General features: G+C 68.6%; 21 protein-coding genes. 12 read left to right on the top strand and 9 right to left on the bottom strand.

Annotated features, from left to right (window positions below):
• Positions 1 to 38: 38 nt before the first annotated feature.
• Entirely contained in the window at positions 39 to 872 is an 834-nt protein-coding gene (locus G6N35_RS25935) for an FAD binding domain-containing protein (RefSeq protein WP_163807212.1), read from the top strand.
• Positions 869 to 3,616 carry a molybdopterin-dependent oxidoreductase gene (locus tag G6N35_RS25930; RefSeq protein WP_163807211.1) on the top strand — a complete coding sequence of 916 codons (2,748 nt, stop codon included), beginning with the start codon at positions 869 to 871 and terminating at the stop codon, positions 3,614 to 3,616. The genes G6N35_RS25935 and G6N35_RS25930 overlap by 4 nt, the downstream gene beginning before the upstream one ends.
• Here G6N35_RS25930 and G6N35_RS25925 read toward each other — a convergent pair.
• From G6N35_RS25925 to G6N35_RS25915, 3 genes are read right to left on the bottom strand one after another with little or no spacing between them, the layout of a single operon-like run.
• Positions 3,561 to 4,238, bottom strand: a complete 678-nt coding sequence (locus tag G6N35_RS25925) for a sensor domain-containing protein (protein WP_163807210.1) — start codon at positions 4,236 to 4,238, stop codon at positions 3,561 to 3,563. The genes G6N35_RS25930 and G6N35_RS25925 overlap by 56 nt on opposite strands.
• 10 nt (positions 4,239 to 4,248) lie before the next feature.
• Positions 4,249 to 5,577, bottom strand: a complete 1,329-nt coding sequence (lat, locus tag G6N35_RS25920) for an L-lysine 6-transaminase (protein WP_163807209.1) — start codon at positions 5,575 to 5,577, stop codon at positions 4,249 to 4,251.
• Between the two features lie 21 nt (positions 5,578 to 5,598).
• Positions 5,599 to 6,069 (bottom strand): Lrp/AsnC family transcriptional regulator, encoded by a 471-nt coding sequence (locus G6N35_RS25915; protein ID WP_163807208.1) that lies wholly within the window; start codon positions 6,067 to 6,069, stop codon positions 5,599 to 5,601.
• 30 nt (positions 6,070 to 6,099) lie between these two features.
• Between G6N35_RS25915 and hglS the strand changes: the two genes are divergently transcribed.
• Positions 6,100 to 7,344, top strand: coding sequence for a 2-oxoadipate dioxygenase/decarboxylase (hglS, locus tag G6N35_RS25910; RefSeq protein WP_163807207.1), 1,245 nt, complete (start codon positions 6,100 to 6,102; stop codon positions 7,342 to 7,344).
• A complete protein-coding gene (gene amaB / locus G6N35_RS25905) occupies positions 7,341 to 8,894 on the top strand; it encodes an L-piperidine-6-carboxylate dehydrogenase (protein WP_163807206.1) in 1,554 nt (517 codons plus the stop codon). Before hglS ends, amaB begins: the two co-directional genes overlap by 4 nt.
• Here the strand turns inward: amaB and G6N35_RS25900 are convergent.
• On the bottom strand, positions 8,849 to 10,132 hold the full coding sequence (locus tag G6N35_RS25900; RefSeq protein WP_163807205.1) for a glycosyltransferase: 1,284 nt from the start codon (positions 10,130 to 10,132) through the stop codon (positions 8,849 to 8,851). The genes amaB and G6N35_RS25900 overlap by 46 nt on opposite strands.
• A gap of 99 nt (positions 10,133 to 10,231) precedes the next feature.
• Between G6N35_RS25900 and G6N35_RS25895 the strand changes: the two genes are divergently transcribed.
• Positions 10,232 to 10,879, top strand: a complete 648-nt coding sequence (locus G6N35_RS25895) for a TetR/AcrR family transcriptional regulator (RefSeq protein WP_179967424.1) — start codon at positions 10,232 to 10,234, stop codon at positions 10,877 to 10,879.
• Here G6N35_RS25895 and G6N35_RS25890 read toward each other — a convergent pair.
• Both G6N35_RS25890 and G6N35_RS25885 read right to left on the bottom strand, forming a co-directional pair.
• Complete coding sequence (locus tag G6N35_RS25890) at positions 10,876 to 11,973, bottom strand: epoxide hydrolase family protein (RefSeq protein ID WP_163807203.1); 1,098 nt, start codon at positions 11,971 to 11,973, stop codon at positions 10,876 to 10,878. The genes G6N35_RS25895 and G6N35_RS25890 overlap by 4 nt on opposite strands.
• A complete protein-coding gene (locus G6N35_RS25885) occupies positions 11,970 to 12,233 on the bottom strand; it encodes a hypothetical protein (protein WP_163807202.1) in 264 nt (87 codons plus the stop codon). Before G6N35_RS25885 ends, G6N35_RS25890 begins: the two co-directional genes overlap by 4 nt.
• A gap of 67 nt (positions 12,234 to 12,300) precedes the next feature.
• Here G6N35_RS25885 and G6N35_RS25880 point away from each other — a divergent pair, with 67 nt between their 5' ends.
• The 7 genes from G6N35_RS25880 (at position 12,301) to nei2 (ending at position 22,477) form a co-directional block, all read left to right on the top strand.
• Positions 12,301 to 12,669, top strand: coding sequence for a heme-binding protein (locus tag G6N35_RS25880; RefSeq protein WP_163807201.1), 369 nt, complete (start codon positions 12,301 to 12,303; stop codon positions 12,667 to 12,669).
• A gap of 54 nt (positions 12,670 to 12,723) precedes the next feature.
• Positions 12,724 to 12,939, top strand: a complete 216-nt coding sequence (locus tag G6N35_RS25875) for a ferredoxin (protein ID WP_163807200.1) — start codon at positions 12,724 to 12,726, stop codon at positions 12,937 to 12,939.
• A 65-nt stretch (positions 12,940 to 13,004) separates the two neighbouring features.
• The gene (locus G6N35_RS25870; RefSeq protein ID WP_407664645.1) at positions 13,005 to 14,348 is read left to right on the top strand and encodes an NAD(P)/FAD-dependent oxidoreductase; all 1,344 of its coding nucleotides are present in this window, start codon (positions 13,005 to 13,007) and stop codon (positions 14,346 to 14,348) included.
• Positions 14,349 to 14,361: 13 nt separating this feature from the next.
• The gene (locus G6N35_RS25865) at positions 14,362 to 15,621 is read left to right on the top strand and encodes a cytochrome P450 (RefSeq protein ID WP_163807198.1); all 1,260 of its coding nucleotides are present in this window, start codon (positions 14,362 to 14,364) and stop codon (positions 15,619 to 15,621) included.
• Between the two features lie 52 nt (positions 15,622 to 15,673).
• Entirely contained in the window at positions 15,674 to 20,185 is a 4,512-nt protein-coding gene (locus tag G6N35_RS25860) for an ATP-dependent helicase (protein WP_163807945.1), read from the top strand.
• 111 nt (positions 20,186 to 20,296) lie between these two features.
• Positions 20,297 to 21,700, top strand: a complete 1,404-nt coding sequence (locus G6N35_RS25855) for an HNH endonuclease signature motif containing protein (protein ID WP_163807197.1) — start codon at positions 20,297 to 20,299, stop codon at positions 21,698 to 21,700.
• 9 nt (positions 21,701 to 21,709) lie between these two features.
• On the top strand, positions 21,710 to 22,477 hold the full coding sequence (gene nei2 / locus G6N35_RS25850; protein WP_163807196.1) for an endonuclease VIII Nei2: 768 nt from the start codon (positions 21,710 to 21,712) through the stop codon (positions 22,475 to 22,477).
• Here nei2 and G6N35_RS25845 read toward each other — a convergent pair.
• The 3 genes from G6N35_RS25845 to G6N35_RS25835 form a co-directional block, all read right to left on the bottom strand.
• Positions 22,446 to 22,991 (bottom strand): DUF1269 domain-containing protein, encoded by a 546-nt coding sequence (locus tag G6N35_RS25845; RefSeq protein ID WP_163807195.1) that lies wholly within the window; start codon positions 22,989 to 22,991, stop codon positions 22,446 to 22,448. The genes nei2 and G6N35_RS25845 overlap by 32 nt on opposite strands.
• A 73-nt stretch (positions 22,992 to 23,064) precedes the next feature.
• On the bottom strand, positions 23,065 to 23,445 hold the full coding sequence (locus tag G6N35_RS25840) for a DUF1330 domain-containing protein (protein WP_246224514.1): 381 nt from the start codon (positions 23,443 to 23,445) through the stop codon (positions 23,065 to 23,067).
• The gene (locus G6N35_RS25835) at positions 23,442 to 24,320 is read right to left on the bottom strand and encodes an alpha/beta fold hydrolase (RefSeq protein WP_246224513.1); all 879 of its coding nucleotides are present in this window, start codon (positions 24,318 to 24,320) and stop codon (positions 23,442 to 23,444) included. Before G6N35_RS25835 ends, G6N35_RS25840 begins: the two co-directional genes overlap by 4 nt.
• Positions 24,321 to 24,330 lie beyond the last annotated feature (10 nt).

Below are 24,330 nucleotides of genomic sequence, written 5' to 3'. Positions count from 1 at the left end.
CGGGTGCGGGTGGGCGGCGCTGCGATTAGGTTCTTGACGTGGATCTCCCCACGGTCGAGGTCGTCGACACCCCCACACAGCGCGCCGACGTGTGGCCACTGGGCCCCGGTGACGCGGTGTTGGCCGGTGGCACCTGGCTGTTCTCCGAACCACAACCGCACCTGCGCAGGCTGGTCGACATCACCACCCTGGGCTGGGAGCCGATCTGCCTGAGCGACAACGGGATCGACATCGCCGCGACTTGCACAGTCGAGCAGATCGCCGCACTGTCGGAGCAGCTTCGATCGCGGCGCCCCCAATGGCCGTCAGCGCCGCTGTTCCGCGAGTGCGCGGGTGCACTGAAAGCCTCGTTCAAGGTGTGGAAGACCGCCACCGTCGGCGGCAACCTCTGCCTGTCCTTCCCGGCCGGCTCGATGATCTCGCTGTGCAGCGCGCTGGACGGTGACGTGCTGATCTGGCGCCCCGACGGCACCGAACACCGGATGCCGTTGGTGGACTTCATCACCGGTGCCGCGACCAATCGGCTGATACCCGGCGAGGTGCTGCGTTCGGTACACCTGCCCGCGGCGGCCCTGCGGGGGCGGACCGCCTACCGCAAGATCGCACCGTCAACCATCGGGCGATCCGGTGTCGTCGTGATCGGCCGGCGCGACAGTGCGACCGACGGGGACCGCTGTGTCGTGTCGGTGACCGGTGCGACGGTGCGACCCTACGTCTGGCGTTTCCCGGCCCCACCGTCCGAGGACGACCTGCGGGCGGCGCACGCCGGGATTCCCGACGATCAGTGGACCGACGACGCACACGGCGACCCGGACTGGCGCTGCGCCATGGCGCTGCTGTTGGGCCGCCAAGTCATGGCGGAGCTCGCATGATCAGGGTCAACGGAATCGAGCAGAACGACGAGCCCCGGCCGGGCCAGTGCCTGCGCACCTATCTGCGCGAGCATGGGCACTTCGACGTCAAGAAGGGTTGCGACGCCGGTGATTGCGGTGCCTGCTCGGTGTTGATCGACGGCGAGCCGGCCCACTCGTGCATCGTTCCGGCGTACCGCGCCCACGGCCGAGAGGTCACCACGGTCGCCGGGCTGGGCACACCGGAGGATCTTCACCCCGTCCAGCGCCGCTTCGTCGACGCCGGCGGCTTCCAGTGCGGGTTCTGCACTGCCGGGATGATCGTCACCGCCTCGGCACTGACCGAGCAGGCTGACCTGCCCGAGCAGCTCAAGGGAAACCTATGCCGCTGTACGGGTTACCGCTCGATCACCGACGCCCTGGCCGGCCGGACCAACACCGAGAAGCCGGCACAGGCCGCCGACGTCGGGCGCTCGGTGAGCCCGCCCGCCGCGGTGCGGGTCGTCACCGGAACCGAGCGCTACACCATGGACTTCGAACCCGATGAGCCACTGCTGCACCTGGCAGTGCTCGGCAGCCCGCTGCCGCACGCACGCATCGTATCGATCGACACCTCTGTTGCCCAGGCGATTCCGGGGGTGCGCCTGGTGCTGACCCACCGCGACAGCCCGCCGGTGGCGTTCTCCACCGCCCGGCACGAAGCCCGCGAGGACGACCCCGACGACACCCGCATCCTCGACGATACGGTGCGCTTCGTCGGTCAGCGGGTCGCGGCGGTGGTCGCCGACAGCCTGGCGATCGCCGAAAAAGCCTGTCGGGCAATAACCGTCGACTACGAGCCGCTTCCCGCGGTGTTCGACCCGGATCGAGCCCGCCAGGACGGTGCGCCGCTGCTGCACGGCGACAAGACGCCCGACTCCCGGATCGCCGATCCGAACCGCAACATCGTCGCCGAGGTCCACGGTGAGGTCGGTGACGTGGGCGCCGCACTCGAGGCCACCCGCGCCACGGGTGGCGCGGTGGTCACCGGGCGCTACACCACCGCCCGGGTGCAGCACACCCACCTGGAGACGCACGGCTGCACCGGATGGCGAGACGACCATGGCCGCTTGGTGATTCGTAGCTCCACGCAAGTACCGTTCCTGGTGCGCGACGAGCTGTGTCACCTCTTCGGGCTGCCACGGGAGGACGTCCAGGTCTTCACCGCCCGGGTTGGCGGTGGGTTCGGCGCCAAACAGGAGATGCTCACCGAGGACATCGTGGCTCTGGCGGTGCTGCGGTTGGGCCGCCCGGTGCGCTATGAGTTCAGCCGAAGCGACCAATTCACCATCGCCCCGTGCCGGCATCCCTACCGGGTGGATGTGACCGTCGCCGCCGGAGCGGACGGGGTGTTGACCGCACTGGCGGTCGACGTCCTGACCGACGCGGGCGCGTACGGCAATCACAGTGTGGGCGTGCTCTTTCACAGTTGCGGGGAGTCGTTGTCGGTGTACCGCTGCCCCAACAAGAAGGTCGACGCGCAGGCGGTGTACACCAATCACCTGCCGTCCGGCGCCTTCCGGGGCTACGGCCTTGGCCAGGTGATCTTCGCTATCGAGTGCGCCCTCGACGAGGTGGCGGCTCAGCTGGGTATCGACCCGTTCGACCTTCGCCGCCGCAACGTGGTCGTGCCCGGTGACGACTTCGTCGACTGGCATGTGGTCTCCGACGACCTCACCTTCGGCAGCTACGGCCTGGACCAGTGTCTGGACTTGGCTCAGGCGGCGCTACGGCGCGGCAACGGCGTCGAGCCTCCACCGGGGGCGGCGTGGCGGGTGGGTGAAGGTATGGCCGTCGCGATGATCGCCACCATCCCGCCCCGCGGACACCTGGCGGAAGCTTCGGTGACGGTCAATCACGAAGGCAGATATACGGTTTCGGTGGGCACCGCCGAATTCGGCAACGGCACGTCGACCGTTCACACCCAGGTGGCGGCGACCGCGCTGGCCACCACCTGCGACCGCGTCGACTTGCGCCAGTCCGATACCGATGCCACCGGCCACGACACTGGCGCCTTCGGCTCGGCCGGCACCGTGGTGGCGGGCAGCGCCGTGTTGCAGGCGTGCCGGCACCTGCAGCAGTCGATCGTGTCCGCCGCGGCCGAGCTCACCGGGGTACCGGAATCGGCCTGCACACTGGGTCCGCACGGTGTGCAGTGCGGGCCGCGGTTCGTCGGGTTCGCCGATCTGCTCGAACGCGGACCGCTGGCGGCGACCGGCCGCCACGACGGCTCACCGCGCTCGGTGGCGTTCAACGTGCACGCGTTTCGGGTGGCGGTCAACACCGAGACCGGGCAGGTCCGGATCCTGCAATCGATCCAGTCCGCCGACGCGGGTGTGGTGATCAACCCCGAACAGTGCCGCGGACAGGTCGAGGGCGGTGCCGCCCAAGCCATCGGCTCGGCGTTGTTCGAAGAGATGCGGGTGGGCCCGGACGGTGCGGTCACCACAGATGCGTTGCGCAACTACCACATTCCGCAACTGGCCGACGTGCCGGTCACGGAGGTGTACTTCGCCGACACCGTCGACGAGCTCGGACCGCTGGGCGCGAAGTCGATGAGTGAGTCGCCCTACAACCCGGTGGCACCGGCACTGGCCAATGCGATCGCCGACGCCTGCGGGGCCCGGCTTCGGAGCCTGCCGATGACACCGGCGCGGGTCTGGCGTGCGCTCAGCGGCCTGACAGCTCCCACACCGTCGCCGACATCCGGTCGGTCATCGTGGTGACCGCCACCTGGCCGCCATCGTCACCCTGACAGGCCATCGCCTGCACGATCGCGTTGTTGCGCAGCCGGGCTTCCCCGTAGCAGGTCCAGTCGAACGGGATCGCCAACTGCGACTTACTCCATCGCACGGTGTCAGAATTGATCTCGGGGACGGTGAACTTCCACGCCGCGTCCCCGCCGATGCTCAGTGCCCGTTGCCCGTCGCACGCTTTCGCACTCTGGGTGCCGACGCCGAATTGTGTTGCAGCAGAGCGCGCGTCGGGGTACACGGCAACAGCCTCGGCCACCACATGATCATGCTTGTCACCGTCGGTGAACAGCATCACGTGAAAGCCGGACCACTTGTCACCGAGGAAGGCCGCCATCCCGGCGGCATCCAGTGCCGAGCAGGCCGGGACGGCCGATGCACCGGGAATGGGCCTGGCCTGGTCCGCGTCGGTCTGCAGCTTCACGCCGACGATCTCCCGCAATTGCGTGGGACTGATCATCACCTGGTCGGTGTCGTCGGCACGCAGCGGCTGGATACCCTGCGCCGGGTCGGACACCGCGGTTCCGGCAACGGTGTGCGCGCATCCGGCGAGCAGCACCGCCGCCATTCCGACAAGCACCACCGGCAGCCGCATACCGGAAATGCTAGACCGCGGAGCTCAATACCTCCCGGACGGCGGCGACCGCACGGTCCAGTTCGGCCGTCGTCACCGTGAGCGCGGGACGGAAACGCACGGTGTCGGTGCCGCTGCCGAGCATGATCACGCCACGGTCCCACAACGCAGCCAGCAGTGCGTCGCGCTCGGCGGCGGTCGGCATGCTGAACGCGCACATCAGCCCCCGACCGCGCACGTCGCGCACGACGCCGGGCAGCTCCCGAGCCAACTCCTGCAGCGCCGCCAGCAGGTATGCCCCCATCTGGGCGGTGTGCGTCAGCAGACCGTCCGCCTCGATCACCTCCAGGATGCGCCGAGAGCGCACCATGTCGACCAGGTTGCCACCCCAGGTGGAATTGATCCGGGAGCTGACGGCGAAGACGTTGTCGGGCACCTCGTCGACGCGGCGGCCGGCCATGATGCCGCACACCTGGGTCTTCTTGCCGAACGCGACGACGTCCGGGGCGAAGCCCAGCTGCTGGTAGGCCCAGGCGGTGCCGGTGATCCCGCACCCGGTCTGCACCTCGTCGGCGATCATCAGCGCGTCGAACTCGTCGCAGAGCTCGCGCATGGCGGCGAAGAATTCCGGCCGGAAGTGCCGGTCGCCCCCCTCCCCCTGAATGGGTTCGGCGATGAAACAGGCGATGTCGTGGGGGTGGGCGTCGAACGCTGCCCGGGCCTGTCGCAGCGACTCCGCTTCGAGGGCGGCCATATCGGCTCCGGGCCGCAGGTAGGGCGCGTCGATCCGCGGCCAGTCGAACTTGGGGAAGCGGGCCACCTTGTTCGGGTCGGTGTTGGTCAGCGACAGCGTGTAACCGCTGCGGCCGTGGAAGGCGCCGCGCAGATGCAGCACCCGGGTGCCCAGCTCGGGATCGATACCGCGTGCCTCGTTGTGCCTGCTCTTCCAATCGAAAGCGACCTTGAGGGCGTTCTCCACGGCCAAGGCGCCGCCGTCGACGAAGAACAGGTGCGGCAGGGCCGGGTCGCCGAGTACGCGGGCGAACGTCTCGACGAACCGCGCCATCGGCACGGTGTAGACGTCGGAGTTGGACGGCTTGTTGACAGCGGCCTGCAGCAGCTCCGCCCGGAACTGCTCGTCGTCGGCGAGTGCCGGGTGGTTCATCCCCAGCGCCGAGGAGGCGAAGAAGGTGAACATGTCGAGGTAGCGCTTGCCGTCGCGGGCATCGACCAGATGCGCGCCCGCCGAGCGGTCCAGATCGAGCACCAGATCCAGGCCATCGGCCAAGATGCTCCGCGCCAGCACGGCGTGCACAGATACCGGCGATACCAGGTCATCACGCGATAAGAGTTCCGTCATTAGGCGATCCTATCGTAATTTTTACGGTAGAAATACCCGATCGCTGTAAAATGTGTTTAAAATGATCGTGCTTCGTGTGCGCACGTTCGCGGCGGTGCGGATCTGCTGCAGCAGCGTTTCCAGGTCCCGCGGTGACTGGACGCGCACGAACAAGACATAGCTCTCCTCGCCCGCCACCGAGTAGCACGCCTCGATTTCGGCGATGTGCTCCAGACGGGCGGGCGCATCATCAGGTTGAGAAGGATCGAGAGGGGTGATCGCGACGAACGCCGAGAGCATCTGCCCGAACGCTTCGGGGTCCACCCGTGCGCTGTACCCGGCCACCACGCCCCGCGCTTCCAGCCGCCGCACCCGGGATTGCACCGCCGACACCGACAGCCCTGTGGTGGCGGCCAGGTGTGCCAGCGTGGCCCTGCCGTCGGCGACGAGTTCGCGAACCAGCGTGCGGTCGATGTCGTCAAGGCCGTGCGCCGGCTCCGCGATGTCCGCCATGGCCGCACACTATCTGACCGGAGGTCTCCGATGAGCGCACCCGACCTCGACTGCTGGCAGTTGCGTGCCCGGTTCGCCGCCGCGCTGTCGGCGATGTACGGCGCCGAAGTGCCCGCCTACACCACGCTGGTGGAGGTCAGCGAAGCCGTCAACCGCGACTACGTCGCCGCCCACGCCGAGGCTGAACGCCTGGGCTCCCTGCAGCGGGTCACCGCCGAACGCCACGGCGCGATCCGGGTCGGCAGCCCCGCCGAATTGACCGCTGTCGCAGACCTGTTCGCGGCGTTCGGTATGTACCCGGTGGGCTTCTACGACCTGCGCGAGGCCGCTTCACCGGTTCCCGTGGTATCCACGGTTTTTCGCCCGGTGGATTCGAAAGAACTGAGCCGCAACCCGTTTCGGGTGTTCACCTCCATGCTGGCCACCCGAGATGCCCGGTTCTTCGACGAGGACCTCGCCGGGCGCGTCACGACGTTCCTGGATCGGCGCCAGCTGTTCGACCCGGCGCTGATCGCCCAGGCCCGCCAGATCGCGGCCGACGGTGGCTGCACAGGCGAGGCGGGTGAGGACTTCGTAGCCCGCGCCGTGGCGTCATTCGCGTTGTCCGGCGAGCCCGTCGACCGTGCCTGGTACGGCGAGCTTTCCGCCATCTCGGCGGTGGCTGCCGACATCGCCGGCGTGAGCACGACCCATATCAACCATCTGACACCGCGCGTGCTGGACATCGACGACCTCTACCGGCGGATGTCGCAACGGGGCATCGCGATGATCGACGCCATCCAGGGTCCGCCGCGGTGGACCGGGCCCGATGTGTTGTTGCGCCAGACGTCCTTTCGCGCCTTGGCCGAGCCACGGCTGTTCCGGGAGGCCGACGGCACGGTCGCCGAGGGGACCCTGCGGGTGCGCTTCGGCGAAGTCGAGGCGCGCGGTCTGGCCCTGACCCGCAAGGGCCGTGAGCGTTTCGACGCCGCGATGGCGGCTCCCGATCCGGCTGCGGTGTGGGGCGAGTACTTCCCGGACAACGATGCCGACATGGCTTCCCAGGGACTGGCCTACTACCGCCAGGGCGACCCGTCGTCGCCAGTGGTCTACGAAGACTTCCTGCCCGCCTCGGCGGCGGGTATTTTCCGGTCCAATCTCGACGCCGACACCGAAGCCGCGGCGGTGATCGACCGGTCCGGCTACACCCTGGACTGGATGGCCGAGGCAATCGGCCGGCAGGTCCACGACCCTTACGATCTCTACGACGCAACAGCCCAGGAGCCGCCCGCATGAGCACCACCACCGCCACCGCACTGCCCACCGTGACCGAGCTGGCCGACCGTGTCCGAGGCGCGTTCGACGCCATCGGCGCGCACGTCGCGCTGGCCGAACCGGGCGTTCACGGTCTGCAGGCGAGCACTCCGCTGACCGGTGACGTCCTGTTCACCGTCACCGAAGCCACCACCGATGATGCGGATGCCGCCATCGCCGAAGCGGCACAGGCATTTTCGACCTGGCGCACCACGCCCGGGCCGGTCCGCGGTCAGTTGGTCGCCCGGCTGGGCGAGCTGCTGCGCGAACACAAGGCCGATCTGGCCACGCTGGTGACCATCGAGGCCGGCAAGATCACGTCCGAGGCCCTCGGTGAGGTCCAGGAGATGATCGACATCTGCGACTTCGCCGTCGGGTTGTCCCGCCAGCTCTACGGCCGCACCATCGCCTCCGAGCGGCCCGGCCACCGGCTGATGGAGACCTGGCACCCGCTGGGTGTCATCGGCGTGATTACCGCGTTCAACTTCCCGGTGGCGGTATGGGCGTGGAACACCGCAGTCGCCCTGGTCTGCGGGGACACCGTGGTGTGGAAGCCCTCCGAGCTGACCCCGCTGACCGCGATCGCCTGCCAGGCGTTGATCGAACGGGCCGCAGCCGACGTCGGCGCGCCCAGTGCGGTGAGCCGGCTGGTGCAGGGCGGCCGCGAGGTGGGCGAACTGCTGGTCGACGACCCGCGGATCGCGCTGGTGTCGGCCACCGGGTCGGTGCGGATGGGCCGCCAGGTCGGGCCCCGGGTCGCGCAGCGGTTCGGACGGGTGTTGCTCGAACTCGGCGGCAACAACGCGGCTGTCGTCACCCCGTCTGCCGACCTCGATCTCGCCGTGCGTGGCATCGTGTTCTCCGCCGCGGGCACCGCGGGCCAGCGCTGCACCACCCTGCGCCGGCTGATCGTGCACTCGTCGATCGCTGACGCGCTGGTGCAGCGGATTGCGGCGGCCTACCGCAGCCTGCCCATCGGTGACCCGTCCGCCGACGGCACCCTGGTCGGGCCGCTGATCCACGAGACCGCCTACCGCGACATGGTCGGCGCTCTGGAGCAGGCCCGCGCCGACGGTGGCGAGGTCATCGGGGGCGAACGCCACCACATCGGCGGGGACAGCGGGCAGGATGCGTTCTACGTCTCGCCCGCGGTGGTGCGGATGCCCGCCCAGACCGAGATCGTGCACAACGAGACGTTCGCGCCGATCCTCTACGTGCTGACCTACGAGACTCTCGATGAAGCTATTGCGTTGAACAACGCTGTGCCACAGGGACTTTCATCGGCGATCTTCACCACTGACGTGCGGGAAGCTGAACGCTTCCTGGCCGCCGACGGCTCGGACTGCGGTATCGCCAATGTCAACATCGGCACCTCCGGTGCCGAGATCGGCGGGGCGTTCGGTGGCGAGAAGCAGACCGGCGGCGGCCGCGAATCCGGATCGGACTCCTGGAAGGCCTACATGCGCCGGGCCACCAACACCGTCAACTACTCCTCGGAGCTACCGCTGGCCCAGGGCGTGCACTTCGGCTGAGCCGGCACGGCGCTGCGGCTGAGCAGGTGCTGCTCGATCAGGTCAGCGCCCTTGGCCACTCCCCCGGTGGCGGCGAAGCCGGCGGCCACCCGGCGGGCTCCGTCGGCCATGGCCATCGCCTCGGACACCTTGGCGCGCAACCTCGCCGGGGTGAGCTTGGCGGCCGGAAGCCGGGTACCGCAGCGCGCCACCTCCACGCGCATCGCGACCTCCGGCTGATCCCTGCCGAACGGCACCACGCACACCGGCACACCACGGTCCAGCGCGCGCACCGTCGCCCCCATCCCACCGTGCGTCACCGCACACACCGCCCGATCGAGCAGCGGGCCGTGTGGAACGTACTGTCGGACGGTCGCATTGGCCGGGATCGCCAGATCCTCCGGCACACCGGCCGGAAACGTCGCCACCACATGCACGGGTTCGTCGGCCAGCGCCTGCAACGCCACCTCACCGAGGCGCGAATCGGCCTGCCGGATCGATGACGTGGTGACCAGCACGACGGGATCGGTGATCGCCGCCAGCCAGTCCGGCGCCGCGACATCGGTGTCGGATGCGCACGCGCCGATGAGGTGGACGCGATCGCCCCAGTCCGGGTGCGGATATTCGAACGGTTCCCCTCCGACGACGAGCATCAGCGGTGCCCGGCGCAGGAACTCGTCGACCGAGCGCACCGGCGGCGCCCCCACCCGGGTGCGCACCGCATTGAGCCGCGGCAGCATCGGGCGGTCCATCACCTGCCAGACCACCGCCCGCAGGATGCGGTCCCTGACCACACCCACCGGGCCGGGCCACGGACGCATCCCCGGACCCACCGGCGGTACGCCACGGGAGCGCAGGAACGGGGTGAACGGGCTGAACACCGCCCACGGGAGAGTGCCGGCGTCGGCTGCCGAGATGGCCCCCCAGCAGTTCGCGTCGAGAATCAGGGCGTCCGGCTTGACCTCGGCGACGGCGCAGGCCAGGTCGTCGACCTCGAGCTCGGCGCGGCGGCACAGCACGTCGATCGTCATCTTCAGCACGCCGAAGACGCTGCGCGCGGTCCAGTCCGGGCTGGTGATGGCCTCGATGCGCGGGTCGACCGGCGCGACATGCAGGCCCAACCGCTCGCCGGTCTGCACTCCGGCTGCCGAGGTCCGCAGATGGACGGTGTGGCCGCGGTCGGCGAGTTCGCGCAGTAGCGCGCTCGCGGGCAACAGGTGCCCCAGCGCCGGTGCGCCATACGCCAGAATCGTGGCCATAGACCTACCGCTTACCAGGTACTGCCGTCCTTCGCTCCCGGGGCACGTGACACGTTCCTGATTCGTCAGGACCTGTTGTACATGTGTCAGTATGAGCGGATGTCCAGCCAGCCCGCCCGACGCCGCCTGTCACCCGAGGACCGGCGCACCGAGCTGCTGACGCTGGGCGCCGAGGTATTCGGGCAACGCCCCTACGACGAGGTGCGCATCGACGAGATCGCCGAGCGAGCCGGGGTGTCGCGAGCCCTGATGTACCACTACTTCCCCGACAAGCGAGCCTTCTTCGCCGCCGTGGTGCGTGCTGAGAGTGAGCGGCTGTTCGAGGCCACCACCACCCCGGCCAGCGACGGTCAGAGCCTGTTCGACCGCCTTCGCGCCGGAGTCCTGGCCTACATGCGCTACGACACCGAGCACCCGCACGGCGCGTGGGCGGCCTACATCGGGATGGGCCGCGCCGATCCGGTGCTGCGCGGTATCGACGACATCGACAACGAACGCCAGACCCAACGCATCATGGCCGCGGTCATCGACGCCGCCGGAGAGCTGGACTCCAAGGTGGAACGGGACGTGCGGGTGATCGTCTTCGGCTGGCTCGCCTTCACCTTCGAGCTGTGCCGCCAGAGCATCCTGGACCCGTCGGTGGACGCCGACGGGTTGGCCGACCTGTGCGCTCACACCCTGCTCGACGCCATCGCCCGGATACCGGGCATTCCGGCCGCGCTCACCGAGGCGGCCCAGCGCCGCTAGCGAACGGTTCCGAAGAAGGTCCGGACGTCCTCGACGAACAGTTCCGGCTGCTCGAAAGCTGCGAAGTGCCCGCCGCGGGGCATGTCGGTCCAGTGCGTGATGGTGTAGCGCGACTCGCACCAGTGCCGCAGGCTCGGCGCGATCTCTTTCGGGAACGCGGCGACGCCGGTCGGAACGGGCACCGGGCCGCCACCGACCAGGTTCTTGAAGCTCTCCCAATACAGCCGCGCTGATGACGTGGCGGACGCGGTGGCCCAGTACAACATCACGTTGTCGAGCATCTCGTCGCGGGTCAGCACGTTCTCCGGGTGGCCGTCGCAGTCGGTCCAGGCCCAGAACTTCTCCACGATCCACGCCAACTGGCCTACCGGGGAGTCGGTCAGGCCGTAGCCCAGCGTCTGCGGCCGAGTCGACTGTTCCTCGGAATAGCCGGTGCCCCAGCGTAGATGGTCGGCCATCCGGGCCAGCGCGGCGGCTTCGGCAGGGGTGGGGTCCTGCCCGCCGGACGGGAATCCGAACGGCATGTTGACGTGAATCGCGATGCAGCCCTGGCCGTTTCGGCCCATCTGCGCGGTGATCGCCGAACCCCAGTCACCGCCCTGGGCGCCGTAGCGGTCATAGCCCAGACGTGCCATCAGAGTCGCCCAAGCCTGCGCGATCCTCTCCACCGACCAGCCGGTGCGGGACGGCTTGCCGGAGAAGCCGTACCCGGGCAACGAGGGACACACCACATGGAAGTCCTCGGCCAGCGGCTCGATCACCTTGTGGAACTCGACGATCGACCCCGGCCAGCCATGGGTGATGATCAGCGGCAGTGCATCGGGTTTCGTGCAGCGCTGATGAATGAAATGGATGTCCAGACCGTCGATCTCGGTCAGGAAGTGGTCGAACCGGTTGAGGGCCGCCTCCCGGGCCCGCCAGTCGTACTCCTGCGCCCAGTAGGTGGCCAAGTCGCGGGTGTAGTCCAGCGGAATGCCTTGGCTCCAGTCGTCGACGCACTCGGGTTCGGGCCAGCGGGTACGGGCGAGCCGGTCGCGCAGATCCGTCAGGACCTCGTCGGGGACCGCGATCCGGTAGGGACGGACGTCTGTCACCAGAAGCCGAACACCGGGAAGCCGTAGAACCCGTCCTCCGCGGGGAACTGCTGTGGTGTGGCATTGATCTCGGCGTTGCCCGGGGTGGCGCACTCGGTGGTCTGGCCACCGCTGATCGCGCTGCCTTCCAGATTCTCGCACTGCGGCAGGGTCGGCGGGGCGATGGTGGTGTCGGCGGAGGCGAGGGGGGCGGCGAGTACCGCGGCCGCGGCGCCGATCCCGGCGGCGGGAAGAAGCAAGAATCGACGAATCCGTGGCATGAGCGAATGGTACCGACTTCGCGTCGCTAAACTCAGCACAAGCCGAATATCGGGACTTAGGAGCCGCATGAAGTCTGCAACTCGTTCAATGGGCCGCGCCGCCGCAGTGATTCTGAGTGCCGGCGGTGTTCTACTCGGCGCCGCCGGAACAGCGGCTGCTGATCCCGCCCCCAACTGCACCGCAGCCGACGTCACCGCGGTGATGACCGGGGTGTCGGCATCGATGACGACGTACCTGTTCACTCATCCCGATGTCAACGACTTCCTCACCAGCCTGCAGGGTTTGAGCAAGGCCGACGCCAAGCAGCGGACCAAGGACTACCTCGCGGCGAACCCGCAGGTCCATGATGAGCTCGAGGCGATTCGCCAGCCCGGTAAGGATTTGCGAGAGCGGTGTGGCATTCCGATGAAGGCGGAGATCGCCAGCGTTCTCTAAGAGCTGGCCGGAAATTCAGCACTTGGCCAGCACAGCCAACTATTCTCAGCGCCCATGCGCTTGGTCGTCGATCTGAACAAGTGCCAGGGGTACGCGCAATGCGTGCCGTTGGCGCCCGAGGTGCTCGAACTCGTCGGTGAAGAGGCGCTGGCCTACGATCCGAACCCCGACGAATCACAACGGCAGCGGGTGTTGCGGGCGGCGGCATCCTGCCCCGTGCAGGCCATCATCGTCGAGGCCGACCCGCCCGCGGACCGGAACACGCTGTGAGCGCCCCCAAGGCCGGCGGCTACCAGCTCGACAAGGTCGTCGAACAGTTTCGCGCCGAGGGCCGCATCGTGATCGTCGGCGCCTCCCTTGCCGGCCTCCGAGCGGCAGAAGCATTGCGGGACAAGGGGTTCAACGGGTCACTGACGATTATCGGCGACGAACCGCACGAACCGTACGATCGCCCGCCGCTGTCCAAGCAGGTACTCAAGGGGTGGGTGCCGGCCGACCACACCAAGTTGCCCCGGCTGCGCCCGGTGGACGCCACCTGGAAGCTCGGAGTGGCCGCCGTGGGCCTGGACCGGATCAACCACGTGGTCAAGCTGGCCAACGGCGAGGACATCGGATACGACCGGTTGCTGATCGCCACCGGTACCCGGGCCCGGCCGTGGCCCAACCCGCAAGAGGGTGCACTGCAGGGTGTGTTCACCATGCGCACCGTCGAAGACGCGACCGGGTTGTCGGCCGCGCTCAAGGCGCGACCCAAGCGGGTGCTGATCGTGGGGTCCGGATTCGTCGGTTCCGAGATCGCCTCGGTGTGCCGGGACCTGGACCTGAACGTGACCGTCGCCGAGCGCGGTAAGGGCCCGCTGATGGGCGCCCTCGGCGGCGTCATCAGCGAGATCGCCGCGGGCATGATGCGCGACGCCGGAGTGGACCTGCGCACCGGCGTTGCGGTGCAGGGACTTTCGGGTGACAGCTCCGGACATGTCCGGCAGGCGCACCTCTCCGACGGCTCCGTACTGGACGTGGACGTCGTGGTGGCCTCACTCGGGTCGATCCGCAATGTCGAATGGCTCGACGGGGCCGGCCTGGCCGCCGGGCCGTGGGGCGTGGGGTGCGACGCGGGCTGCCGAGCCTTCGACATCAACGGTGTGGTGACCGACCACATCTTCGTCGCCGGCGATGTCGCGCGCGCCCCGCACGTCCTCTACGACTATGAGTTCATCGCCCAGGAGCATTGGGACAACGCCGTTTTCGGCGCCGAAGTGGCCGCCAACAACATGATCCACCTGGAGGTAGGCCGACGCCCGCACCTGCCGTTGCCGTCGTTCTGGTCAGGGCAGTTCGGGGTGAACATCAAAAGCGTCGGGGTGTGCTCGTTCGGTGACGAGATCGTGTTCACCCAGGGCTCGCCGTCGGAGCGCCGATTCGCCGCCGCCTACGGCAAGCGCGGGCGGATCGTCGGTGCAGTCACCTTCAACCACGGGAAGTGGCTGCCGTACTACGCCTCCCTGATCGAGAAGTCGGCGCCCTTCCCGCCCCCGCCCCCCGGCTACGACCGGCCGGCCGACGCCGAGGTGATGCCGGCCCGATTCCCCGATCCGCGTGAGCCCGCGGGCAACCCCGACGTGGTGCTCACCGGACACGACCCGACCGACCGTAGCGCCGAGTTCCGGCCGCGCGCATAAGGAGAACGCCGCCATGGATGCCGCAACCGCCTGGGCCGAGGCGATGAAATTCGAGAACCGGCCGAATCCCTACCCCTACTTCGAGGAATTGCGTAAGACGCCGGTGGCCAAGGTCTCCGAGCGAACCTACGTGGTCACCGGCTATCCGGAAGCCCTTGCGCTGTCGCACGATCCGCGGATCAGCTCGGATATCAGCCGTAGCCCGTCGGGACTGTTCGGCGAGAAGCAGACCCACCTGGAGCCCACCGAGGCAGCGCAGGCGCGGGATGCCAGCATGCTGGTCTCCGACCCGCCCGCACACGACACGATGCGGCGGCAGTTCATGCGGCATTTCGGCCCGCCGCACTCCCCCGACCTGATCCCGAGCATGGAGTCGATGGTCGCCGACCTCGCCAACGAACTGCTGGACACGGTGAAGGCCCGGGGCTCCACCCGGATGGATGTCGTCGAGGACTTCTCCTACCCGATCCCGGTGTCGGTGATCTTCCGGGTGCTGGGTGCGCCGATCGCCGACGAGCCGCAGTTCCACTCCTGGGTCACCGACTTCATGCAGGGCGCCGACGTCGGCCCGGAGGCGCACACCGAGGAAGGCCGGGCAGCCGCGGCCAAGGCTGCCACCAGCATGGTGGAGCTGGGCACCTACGTCCACGATCTGGTCGACCGGATCAGCCGTGAGCCGGGGCCCGGCCTGCTCTCGGCGGCGCTGCACGATGACGGTCCCGACGGCCCGGTGTCCAAGGAGGTCGCCGAGTCCAACGCGCTGCTGTTGCTGGTTGCCGGACATGACTCGACGGTGAACACGATCACCAACTGTGTGATGACGCTGCTGCGTAACCAAGGATCGTGGGATCTGGTCCGGGACAACCCTGACCTGATCCCGCGCACCATCGAAGAAGTGCAGCGGCTGCAAGGAGCGGTCCAGTTCTTCCCCAGCCGCTGGGCCACGGCAGACATCGAGATCGGCGGTACCCGGATCCCGGCCGGCTCGGCGGTCTTCCTGGTGTGGGCGGCCGCCAACCGCGATCCCCGCAAGTTCGCCCACCCCGACCGGTTCGACCCGCTGCGCGAGGGCAACGAGCACCTGGGTTTCGGCAGCGGTATCCACACCTGCTTCGGTGGTCCGCTGGCGAGGCTCGAGATCAACGTCGCCCTGGAGATCTTCCTGCGCCGGGTGCGCTCGCCCCGGCTGGTGGTGGATCCGCCGCCATATCGGCACAACCAGGTGTTCCGGGGGCCGCGGCATCTGTGGGTGGATTTCACCGCGATCGACTGAGCTCCTTGTCGGTACGGCCTGGCAGTCTGGTGGGGTGAATCCCCCGGCCCCGATGGCCCGGTTCAGCGCGCTGACCCGGAACTGGTTCGCGGGTACGTTCGTCGAGCCGACGGCTGCCCAGGCTCGAGCCTGGGCGGCGATCGCCGACGGCGACAACACTCTGGTCATCGCGCCCACCGGTTCCGGCAAGACGCTGGCCGCGTTCCTGTGGGCGATCGACCGGCTGGCGCATGAGGAGCCTTCGAAGGGCACCAGGGTGCTCTATGTCTCCCCGCTCAAGGCACTGGCCGTCGACGTCGAACGGAACCTGCGCACCCCGCTGACCGGGATCACCCGGATCGCCGAACGCGACGGGCTGCCCGTCCCGCAGATCAGTGTCGGCGTCCGCTCCGGTGACACTCCCCCGGCCCAGCGCCGCGAGCTGATCACCCGGCCGCCGGACATCCTGATCACCACACCGGAGTCGCTGTTCCTGATGCTGACGTCGGCGGCCCGCGAGACGCTGGCCGGGGTGCAGACGGTGATCGTCGACGAGGTGCACGCCGTCGCCGCGACCAAACGCGGAGCCCATCTGGCGGTGTCGCTGGAACGGCTGGACGCCATGCTGGAGAAACCCGCACAGCGGATCGGCCTGTCGGCGACGGTCCGGCCGGCCGAGGAGGTGGCGCGCTTTCTGTCAGGCGGACGCCCCACCACCATCGTCGCGCCGCCGGCGGCCAAAACCTTCGAGCTCACCGTCCAGGTGCCGGTACCGGATATGGCCAACCTGGAGAACAACACCATCTGGCCCGATGTCGAGGCGCGCATCGTCGACCTGATCGAGGCGCACAACTCCACCATCGTGTTCGCCAACTCGCGGCGCCTGGCCGAGCGGCTCACCTCCCGCATCAACGAGATCCACGCCGAACGCTGCGGTATCGAACTGGCCGCCCCGGCCAACCGGGAGGTTCCGGGCGGGCCACCCGCCCACATCATGGGCAGCGGGCAGACCTACGGCGCCGAGCCCCTGCTCGCCCGCGCCCACCACGGCTCGGTGTCCAAGGAGCAGCGCGCCCTCGTCGAGGAGGACCTCAAGACCGGGCGCTTGAAGGCCGTCGTGGCCACCTCGAGCCTGGAGCTCGGCATCGACATGGGCGCGGTGGATCTGGTGATCCAGGTGGAGGCTCCGCCCTCGGTGGCCAGCGGACTGCAGCGCATCGGCCGGGCCGGCCACCAGGTCGGCGAGATCTCCCGGGGCGTGCTGTTCCCCAAACACCGCACCGATCTCATCGGCTGCGCGGTGAGCGTGCAGCGGATGCTCGCGGGCCAGATCGAGACCATGCGGGTACCCACCAATCCGCTGGACATCCTGGCCCAGCACACCGTGGCGGCCTGCGCGTTGGAGCCGGTGAGCGCCGACGAGTGGTTCGACGTGGTGCGCCGCAGCGCTCCCTTCGCGACGTTGCCGCGCAGCGCCTTCGAAGCCACCCTGGACCTGTTGTCGGGTAAGTACCCGTCCACCGACTTCGCCGAACTGCGCCCGCGCCTGGTCTACGACCGCGACAACGGCATGCTCACCGCACGGCCTGGCGCGCAGCGGCTGGCCGTCACCTCGGGTGGAGCCATCCCGGACCGGGGCATGTTCACCGTCTACCTGGCCACCGATACCGAAAAGCCCTCGCGGGTAGGTGAACTCGATGAGGAGATGGTCTACGAATCACGCCCGGGCGATGTGATCTCGCTGGGGGCCACCAGTTGGCGCATCACCGAGATCACCCACGATCGGGTGCTGGTGATCCCGGCACCCGGCCAGCCCGCGCGGCTGCCGTTCTGGCGGGGCGACGACGCCGGCCGGCCGGCCGAGCTGGGCCAGGCCGTGGGCAGGTTCACCGGCGAGCTGGCCGGGCTGGATCGAGATGCGTTCGACAGCCGTTGTTCCGCTTTGGGTTTCGCCGACTATGCCACCGACAACCTGTGGCAGCTGCTCGACGATCAGCGCACTGCCACCAAGGTGGTACCCAGCGACACCACCCTGCTGGTGGAGCGTTTCCGCGACGAACTCGGTGACTGGCGGGTGATCCTGCACTCGCCGTACGGGCTCAAGGTGCACGGGCCCCTGGCACTGGCGGTCAGTCGGCGACTCCTGGAGCGTTACGGCATCGACGAGAAGCCGACGGCCTCCGACGACGGCATCGTGGTACGGCTGCCCGACACCGAGGACACCCCACCGGGGGCAGAGCTGTTCGTCTTCGAACCCGACGAGATCGAACCGCTGGTCACCACCGAGGTCGGCGGATCGGCGTTGTTCGCCTCCCGGTTCCGCGAATGCGCCGCCCGTGCCCTGCTGCTGCCGAAACGCAATCCCGGCAAGCGATCTCCGCTGTGGCATCAACGCCAGCGGGCCGCCCAGTTGCTCGATGTGGCGCGCAAGTACCCCGACTTTCCCATCGTGCTCGAAGCGGTGCGCGAGTGCCTGCAGGATGTCTACGACGTCCCGACACTGACCGATCTGATGGGCCGGATCGCCCAGCGCCGGGTCCGGCTGGTCGAGGTCGAGACACCGATGCCGTCGCCGTTCGCGGCCTCACTGCTGTTCGGCTACGTCGGCGCATTCATGTACGAGGGCGACAGTCCGCTGGCCGAGCGACGCGCGGCGGCCCTGTCGCTGGACAGCACGCTGCTGGCCGAGCTACTGGGCCGGGTCGAACTTCGTGAACTCCTGGACCCCGACGTCATCGCCGCGACATCGCGTCAGCTGCAGCACCTGTCCGAGGACCGCAAGGCGCGCGATGCCGAGGGAGTGGCCGATCTGCTTCGGCTGCTCGGCCCCCTGACCGAGGACGAGATCGCGCAGCGCTGCCAGACGGCTGACGTCGGGGGGTGGCTGGCCGGGCTGCACGCCGCCAAACGGGTTCTCCCCGTGTCGTTCGCCGGGCAAGCGTGGTGGATCGGCATCGAGGACATCGGCCGGTTACGCGACGCGGTGGGCGTCGCCGTTCCGGTTGGGGTGCCCACCAGTTTCACCGAGACGGTGCCCGATCCACTGGGTGAGCTGATGGGGCGGTTCGCCCGCACCCGCGGACCGTTCACCACCTCGGAGGCGGCCGCCCGGTTCGGCTTGGGCCTGCGGGTGGCAGCCGATGTACTGGGTCGGATGGCGTTGGACGGCAAGCTGATCCGGGGCGAGTTCGTCGCCTCCGACGATGCCGACCAATGGTGCGACGCGGAAGTTCTCCGCATCCTGCGGCGCCGGTCATTGGCGGCGCTGCGCGCGCAGGTCGAGCCGGTCAGCACCAGCGCGTACGCCCGGTTCCTCCCGGCCTGGCAGCAGGTCGGCCGCTCGGCCACCACCGGGGTGGACGGCCTGGCCGGGGTCATCGATCAGCTTGCCGGCGTACCGATTCTGGCGTCGGCCGTCGAACCGTTGATCTTCGCTCCCCGGGTTCGCGACTACCAGCCCGCCATGCTCGACGAACTGCTGGCCTCCGGCGAGATCACCTGGACCGGCATGGGGTCGATCTCCGGGAGCGACGGCTGGATCGCGTTCCATCATGCCGACACCGCTGCGCTGACCATGGCCGCTCCCGCCGAGATCGACTTCACCGACACCCATCGCGCCATCTTCGATGTCCTGGGCTCGCCGGGCGAGGCGCGTGGGGCGTTCTTCTTCCGCCAGCTGGTGCAGGGGTCGGAGGAGTCGTTCAAGGCCGCGCTGTGGGAATTGATCTGGGCCGGCTGGGTCACCGGCGACACGTTCGCTCCCGTGCGAGCCATCCTCTCCGGCGGTCGCAAGCCCGGTGGCAGGCGACCTACGGCGCCCGCCCACCGGCAGCGTCGCGCACCGCGACTGAGCCGGTATTCGGTGGCCAATCCGCAAAGCAGGCCGGCCGATCCGACGGTGGCAGGGCGATGGTCTGCGGTGCCGGCCCGTGAGCCGGATTCGACTCTGCGAGCGCACTTTTCCGCGGAGCTTCTGCTCAACCGCTACGGCGTGCTCACCAAGGGGGCGGTGGCCACCGAAGGGGTGCCGGGCGGATTCGCGATGCTCTACAAGGTGCTCAGCGGGTTCGAGGAGGCCGGCCGTTGCCAGCGGGGCTATTTCGTGGAGTCGCTCGGTGGGGCGCAGTTCGCGGTGGCCTCGACCGTCGACCGGCTGCGCACCTACCTCGACACGGTGGATCAGGAGCGCCCCGAGTATCACGCCGTCGTGCTCGCCGCCGCGGACCCGGCCAATCCGTACGGGGCGGCGCTGCCGTGGCCGCAGCGCGCGGACACCGATGCCAGCCACCGCCCCGGGCGCAAAGCAGGCGCGCTGGTGGTGCTCGTCGACGGCGACCTGGTGTGGTTCCTCGAACGCGGCGGGCGGTCGCTGCTGAACTTCAGCGCCGACGAGGAGGCCCAACGCGCCGCCGCCGGAGCCCTGGTCGACTTGGTGGGCAGCGGTCGGGTCGGCGGGGTGTTGGTCGAGAAGGTCGACGGCGTTCCAGTGCTCGAGCTCGTTGCGCATCCGGACCGGCGCGCCACCGCCGATGCATTGGTCGACGCCGGATTCGCCAGGACCCCGCGCGGGCTTCGACTGCGCTGAGTGTCAACAGCTTTCGAGCTCGCACAAGCGATGCCTGACCTGTCCGTACCCAAATGAGAAGACCGCCGAAAAGTCTCGAAACTTGTCGGGATCACTGGTATCATCGAACATGTGTTCGACGCCCTCGATGAATCGGCTCTGCTGGACACCATGCGGCAGGCCCACCACCGAGAGCGAGTAGCCATCGCGGCACGCATCCTTGCGGCGGGCCGACTGGCCCTCAGGCGCATCGAGGCAGCAGCTACGGACAATCGAGAACAGTGGTGCATCGACAACTGGGAACTGGTCGCCGCCGAGGTGGGTGCAGAGTTGGGGATCAGCCGCAATCGCGCTTCTTCTCAGATGCAGACCGGGCTGGACCTGATCGAACGGCTACCACAACTCGCGGTGCTCTTCGCCGCCGGTGAGGTGGAGCTTCACGTCGTGCGGGTCGCGTTGCACCGTACCGGGCTGATCACCGATGACGATGCTCTCGCCAGCATCGATCGTCGTATCGTGGCCAACGCGCCGAAGTGGAACACCCTGTCCCGGAACAAGATCAGCGACATCATCGACTGGTTCGTTCGAGATCTCGACCCCGACGGCGTGCGCAACGAGCGGCATGCCGATGACGATCGCCATGTCGACGTCGGCCCTGGCAAGGATGGCCTGTCCCAGCTGTGGGGCTCGGTGCGCACCCCCGACGCGGCGCTGTTCAGTCGCCGGCTGGACCAGTTGGCTGCCACGGTGTGTTCCGATGACCCGCGCACCATGCGGCAACGCCGGGCCGACGCGCTGGCCGCGCTGGCGTCGGGTGCGTCGACGATGCGCTGCGGCTGCGGCTCGAATGACTGCGCCGTCAAGCCGACCAGCTCTCCTGACACCGGCCACATCGTCATCCATCTCCTTGCCGAGGCGGCGACCGTCTCAGGGGAAGGGAACGCAGCCGGATTCCTGCCCGGTTTCGGCGCTGTTCCGGCCGACGTGGTGCAGTCGCTGGCCGCCCGGGCCCGGTTGCGGCCGGTGATCGGAGGCAGTGAGCTGCAGGCGGAGCCGGGTTATCGGCCGTCACAGGCGCTGGCAGATTTCGTCCGCTGCCGTGACCTGACGTGTAGGTTCCCGGGTTGTGATCGCCCGGCCGAGGTGGCCGACATCGATCACACCGTCCCATACCCGTTGGGCCCCACGCACCCGTCGAACCTGAAGCTGCTATGCCGCGCTCATCACCTTCTGAAGACCTTCTATGGCAGCCCCGGCGGCTGGGCTGATCGGCAAATGCCGGATGGAACAGTCATCTGGACATCCCCGAACGGCCGTACCTACACCACCAAACCCGCTGGGGCACTGTTCTTCCCACAACTGTCGGCGCCCACCGAGGAACTGACGCTGCCCACCGCCCCACCCGAGCAGCAACCCGGTCGAGAGCTGATGATGCCCACCCGCCGAAGAACGCGAGTGCAGGACCGTGCGGCGCGGGTCCAGTGGGAACGCAACCGCAACCAGGCACGTGCGGCTGCGGATCCGCCGCCCTTCTAAGCTCGAACGGTGCCCGAAGGCGACACTGTGTTCCGCACCGCAGCCATCCTGCGCGAAGCGCTGGTGGGCAAGACGCTGACTCGCTGCGATGTGCGGGTACCGCAGTACGCCACCGTGGACCTGACCGGGCAGACCGTCGACGAAGTGCTCTCCCGCGGCAAGCACCTCTTCATCCGGGTCGGCGCGGCCAGTATCCATTCGCACCTCAAGATGGACGGCAGCTGGCGCGTTGCGGCGCGCGGCACACCCGTCGGCCGGGCCTACAAGATCCGAATCATCCTGGAAACGAACGACATCCAGGCACTGGGCATCGACCTGGGCGTGCTCGACATACTCGACCGCGCACACGATGTGGACGTAGTGGCCCACCTGGGCCCCGACCTTCTCGGGCCGGACTGGGACGCCGCGCGTGCCGCCGCCAATCTGGTCGCCGACCCGGACCGGCCGATCGCGGCTGCCCTGCTGGACCAACGGGTGATGGCCGGTGTGGGCAACGTCTACTGCAACGAACTGTGCTTTGTCTTCGGCCGGCTACCCACCAGCGCCGTGAGCACCCTGACCGATCCGCGACGGGTGGTAACGAGAGCGCGGGACATGTTGTGGGTCAACCGCTCCCGCATCAATCGCACCACCACGGGCAACCGCCGCACGGGTGCGGAGCTGTGGGTCTACGGCCGCGGCGGAAAACCCTGCCGCCGGTGCGGGACGCCCATCGCCCGCGCCGATGGTGTCGACTCCGAGCGGATCACCTACTGGTGTCCGTCGTGCCAGCGCTGATCGGGTGACCGATCTCGGTCATCACCTTGGCCACCTCGTCCTCGAGGGTGTTGATGGTCGACCTGTCCATCCGCACCGCCGTCGTCTTCGTCGACCGGGACAGCGTCAGCTCGACGGGCACCCGGCCATTCGGGTACACCGCTGCGATCACCACACCGGTGCCGGCCTCCAGCGCCGCCCCGATCTCGTGGCGCAGTCCGGTCCGCAACTCGTGCTCGGCGAACGAGGCAACCACTGCGCCGGCCGCACCGCCGATCACCACACCCAGACCCACCGGCGGAAGGAACAGTCCCACCAGCAACCCCAGGCCGGCGCCGATGCCGGCACCGACGCGGCCGTGCCGGTTGCGCGCTTCGACGACGTGCGGCTGATCCTCGTCGTCCTTGGTGATCAGGGCGGCCGCGCGCAACTCCATGCCGTGCTTGATCCGCTTCTCCAGCTCCCGGAAATCAGCCCGGGCCCGGTCGAGATCGGCATAGGCCGCAACGAGGATCAGCTCGTGGTCGTCGTCCATCCATTCATCGTGACGTAGATCACGATGGTCGGGTAGGGGCCTAAAGCCACAGCCGCCAGGGCATTGCGGCCTTTCAGCCGAGCACCCACTGCGAGGTGGCCACCAGATCGCCCTGCTCCAGCGCTGCGGCGCGATGCTCGTGCACCTTCTGGTAGCCCGGATCACGCACCATGTCGACGAAGGCCTCCGGAGACGGGTACTCGACCACGAGGATGGCGTCCCACCACGGGCGGTCGCCGTCCCCGATGACGTTGTGCGGGTTGGTGCCCGCATAGCGGACGGTACCGCCCACCCGATCCAGGTGCGGCTGCACCTCGCGGGTATAGGTCAGGTAATTCTGCAGTCCGTCGCCTTCGTGGAAGCGGAGCAGGTTGATCATCACCACCGGCTTGTCGGCCGGCAGGTTCGCGAATGCCTTGAGGTTGACGGGGCGGTTGTCGACGGCGTTGGTCACAGTGAATCTCCTTGTTGTGGTGAGGTGTCGGACGTCGAGAGGGCGCCGATGCGTTGCCGCAGAAACGGCACCACCAGCTCGGCGACCTGGAGTGGCTGTTCGAGCCACGGCCAGTGCCCCACATCGGGCAGGACGTGGATCGCGGCCCGCGGGAAAGCCGCTGTCTGCCGGTACGCCTGCTCGACGGGGATGTAGCGGTCGGCGCCGCCATAGACCACCAAGGCGTCGTGATCGGCAGCGGACAGCCGCGCCGCCAAGCCCCCGGCCTCGTCAACCCGGGTGGAACGGTAGAGCCTGAGCACCGCGGCCTTCGTCTTCGCCGGCACCAGGTGCCGGGCCACGGTGTCCACCCAATCGGACGGCAGCCCGGGATTCTCCCGGCCGAGGGCAGCGCGCGCAGTACGCAGGCTGGTCCGTCGCATCACGAACTCGCCGAGCACGGGCGTGCGCCAGATCCGGGCCATCCGATGCCAGCGATAGCCCAGCAGCACACCGGTATTGAGCAGCGTCACGCTGCCGACCTGGTCCGGGTGGTCGGCAGCCCAGGTGAGGGCGAACGGGCCGCCGAAGTCGTGGGCGACCAGATGAACCCGGGTGATGCCGAGCTGCCGGACCACACCGTCGAGGAAGCGCGCATAACCCGCCAGCGTGTAGTCACCATCGGCCCGGGCATCGCAGGCACCGAAGCCAGGGAGATCGGGGGCGACGACGGGTGCGAACCCAGCGACGTGACGCAGCAACGGCATCCAGTCGGATCCGGAATCCGGATTGCCGTGGACGAAGAGCACCGCCTCACCCGTGCTCTGCGGGCCGCCCACCAACACCGAGGTGGTGAGGCCGTCGATCGTCATGCGATGGGTGTCGATCCGGCTCATGTAGGCCATG

The sequence above is a fragment of the Mycolicibacterium anyangense genome, from assembly GCF_010731855.1.
Lineage (GTDB): Bacteria > Actinomycetota > Actinomycetes > Mycobacteriales > Mycobacteriaceae > Mycobacterium > Mycobacterium anyangense.
This window is presented reverse-complemented; position numbering and strand designations above follow the sequence as displayed.

What these genes read in the sequence shown, in the direction of transcription:
- G6N35_RS25930 (WP_163807211.1), top strand. Translation starts at nt 869, where the DNA reads ATGATCAGGGTCAACGGAATCGAGCAGAACGACGAGCCCCGGCCGGGC.
- G6N35_RS25925 (WP_163807210.1), bottom strand. Translation starts at nt 4,238, where the DNA reads ATGCGGCTGCCGGTGGTGCTTGTCGGAATGGCGGCGGTGCTGCTCGCC.
- lat (WP_163807209.1), bottom strand. Translation starts at nt 5,577, where the DNA reads ATGACGGAACTCTTATCGCGTGATGACCTGGTATCGCCGGTATCTGTG.
- G6N35_RS25915 (WP_163807208.1), bottom strand. Translation starts at nt 6,069, where the DNA reads ATGGCGGACATCGCGGAGCCGGCGCACGGCCTTGACGACATCGACCGC.
- hglS (WP_163807207.1), top strand. Translation starts at nt 6,100, where the DNA reads ATGAGCGCACCCGACCTCGACTGCTGGCAGTTGCGTGCCCGGTTCGCC.
- amaB (WP_163807206.1), top strand. Translation starts at nt 7,341, where the DNA reads ATGAGCACCACCACCGCCACCGCACTGCCCACCGTGACCGAGCTGGCC.
- G6N35_RS25900 (WP_163807205.1), bottom strand. Translation starts at nt 10,132, where the DNA reads ATGGCCACGATTCTGGCGTATGGCGCACCGGCGCTGGGGCACCTGTTG.
- G6N35_RS25895 (WP_179967424.1), top strand. Translation starts at nt 10,232, where the DNA reads ATGTCCAGCCAGCCCGCCCGACGCCGCCTGTCACCCGAGGACCGGCGC.
- G6N35_RS25885 (WP_163807202.1), bottom strand. Translation starts at nt 12,233, where the DNA reads ATGCCACGGATTCGTCGATTCTTGCTTCTTCCCGCCGCCGGGATCGGC.
- G6N35_RS25880 (WP_163807201.1), top strand. Translation starts at nt 12,301, where the DNA reads ATGAAGTCTGCAACTCGTTCAATGGGCCGCGCCGCCGCAGTGATTCTG.
- G6N35_RS25875 (WP_163807200.1), top strand. Translation starts at nt 12,724, where the DNA reads ATGCGCTTGGTCGTCGATCTGAACAAGTGCCAGGGGTACGCGCAATGC.
- G6N35_RS25865 (WP_163807198.1), top strand. Translation starts at nt 14,362, where the DNA reads ATGGATGCCGCAACCGCCTGGGCCGAGGCGATGAAATTCGAGAACCGG.
- G6N35_RS25860 (WP_163807945.1), top strand. Translation starts at nt 15,674, where the DNA reads ATGGCCCGGTTCAGCGCGCTGACCCGGAACTGGTTCGCGGGTACGTTC.
- G6N35_RS25845 (WP_163807195.1), bottom strand. Translation starts at nt 22,991, where the DNA reads ATGGACGACGACCACGAGCTGATCCTCGTTGCGGCCTATGCCGATCTC.
- G6N35_RS25835 (WP_246224513.1), bottom strand. Translation starts at nt 24,320, where the DNA reads ATGAGCCGGATCGACACCCATCGCATGACGATCGACGGCCTCACCACC.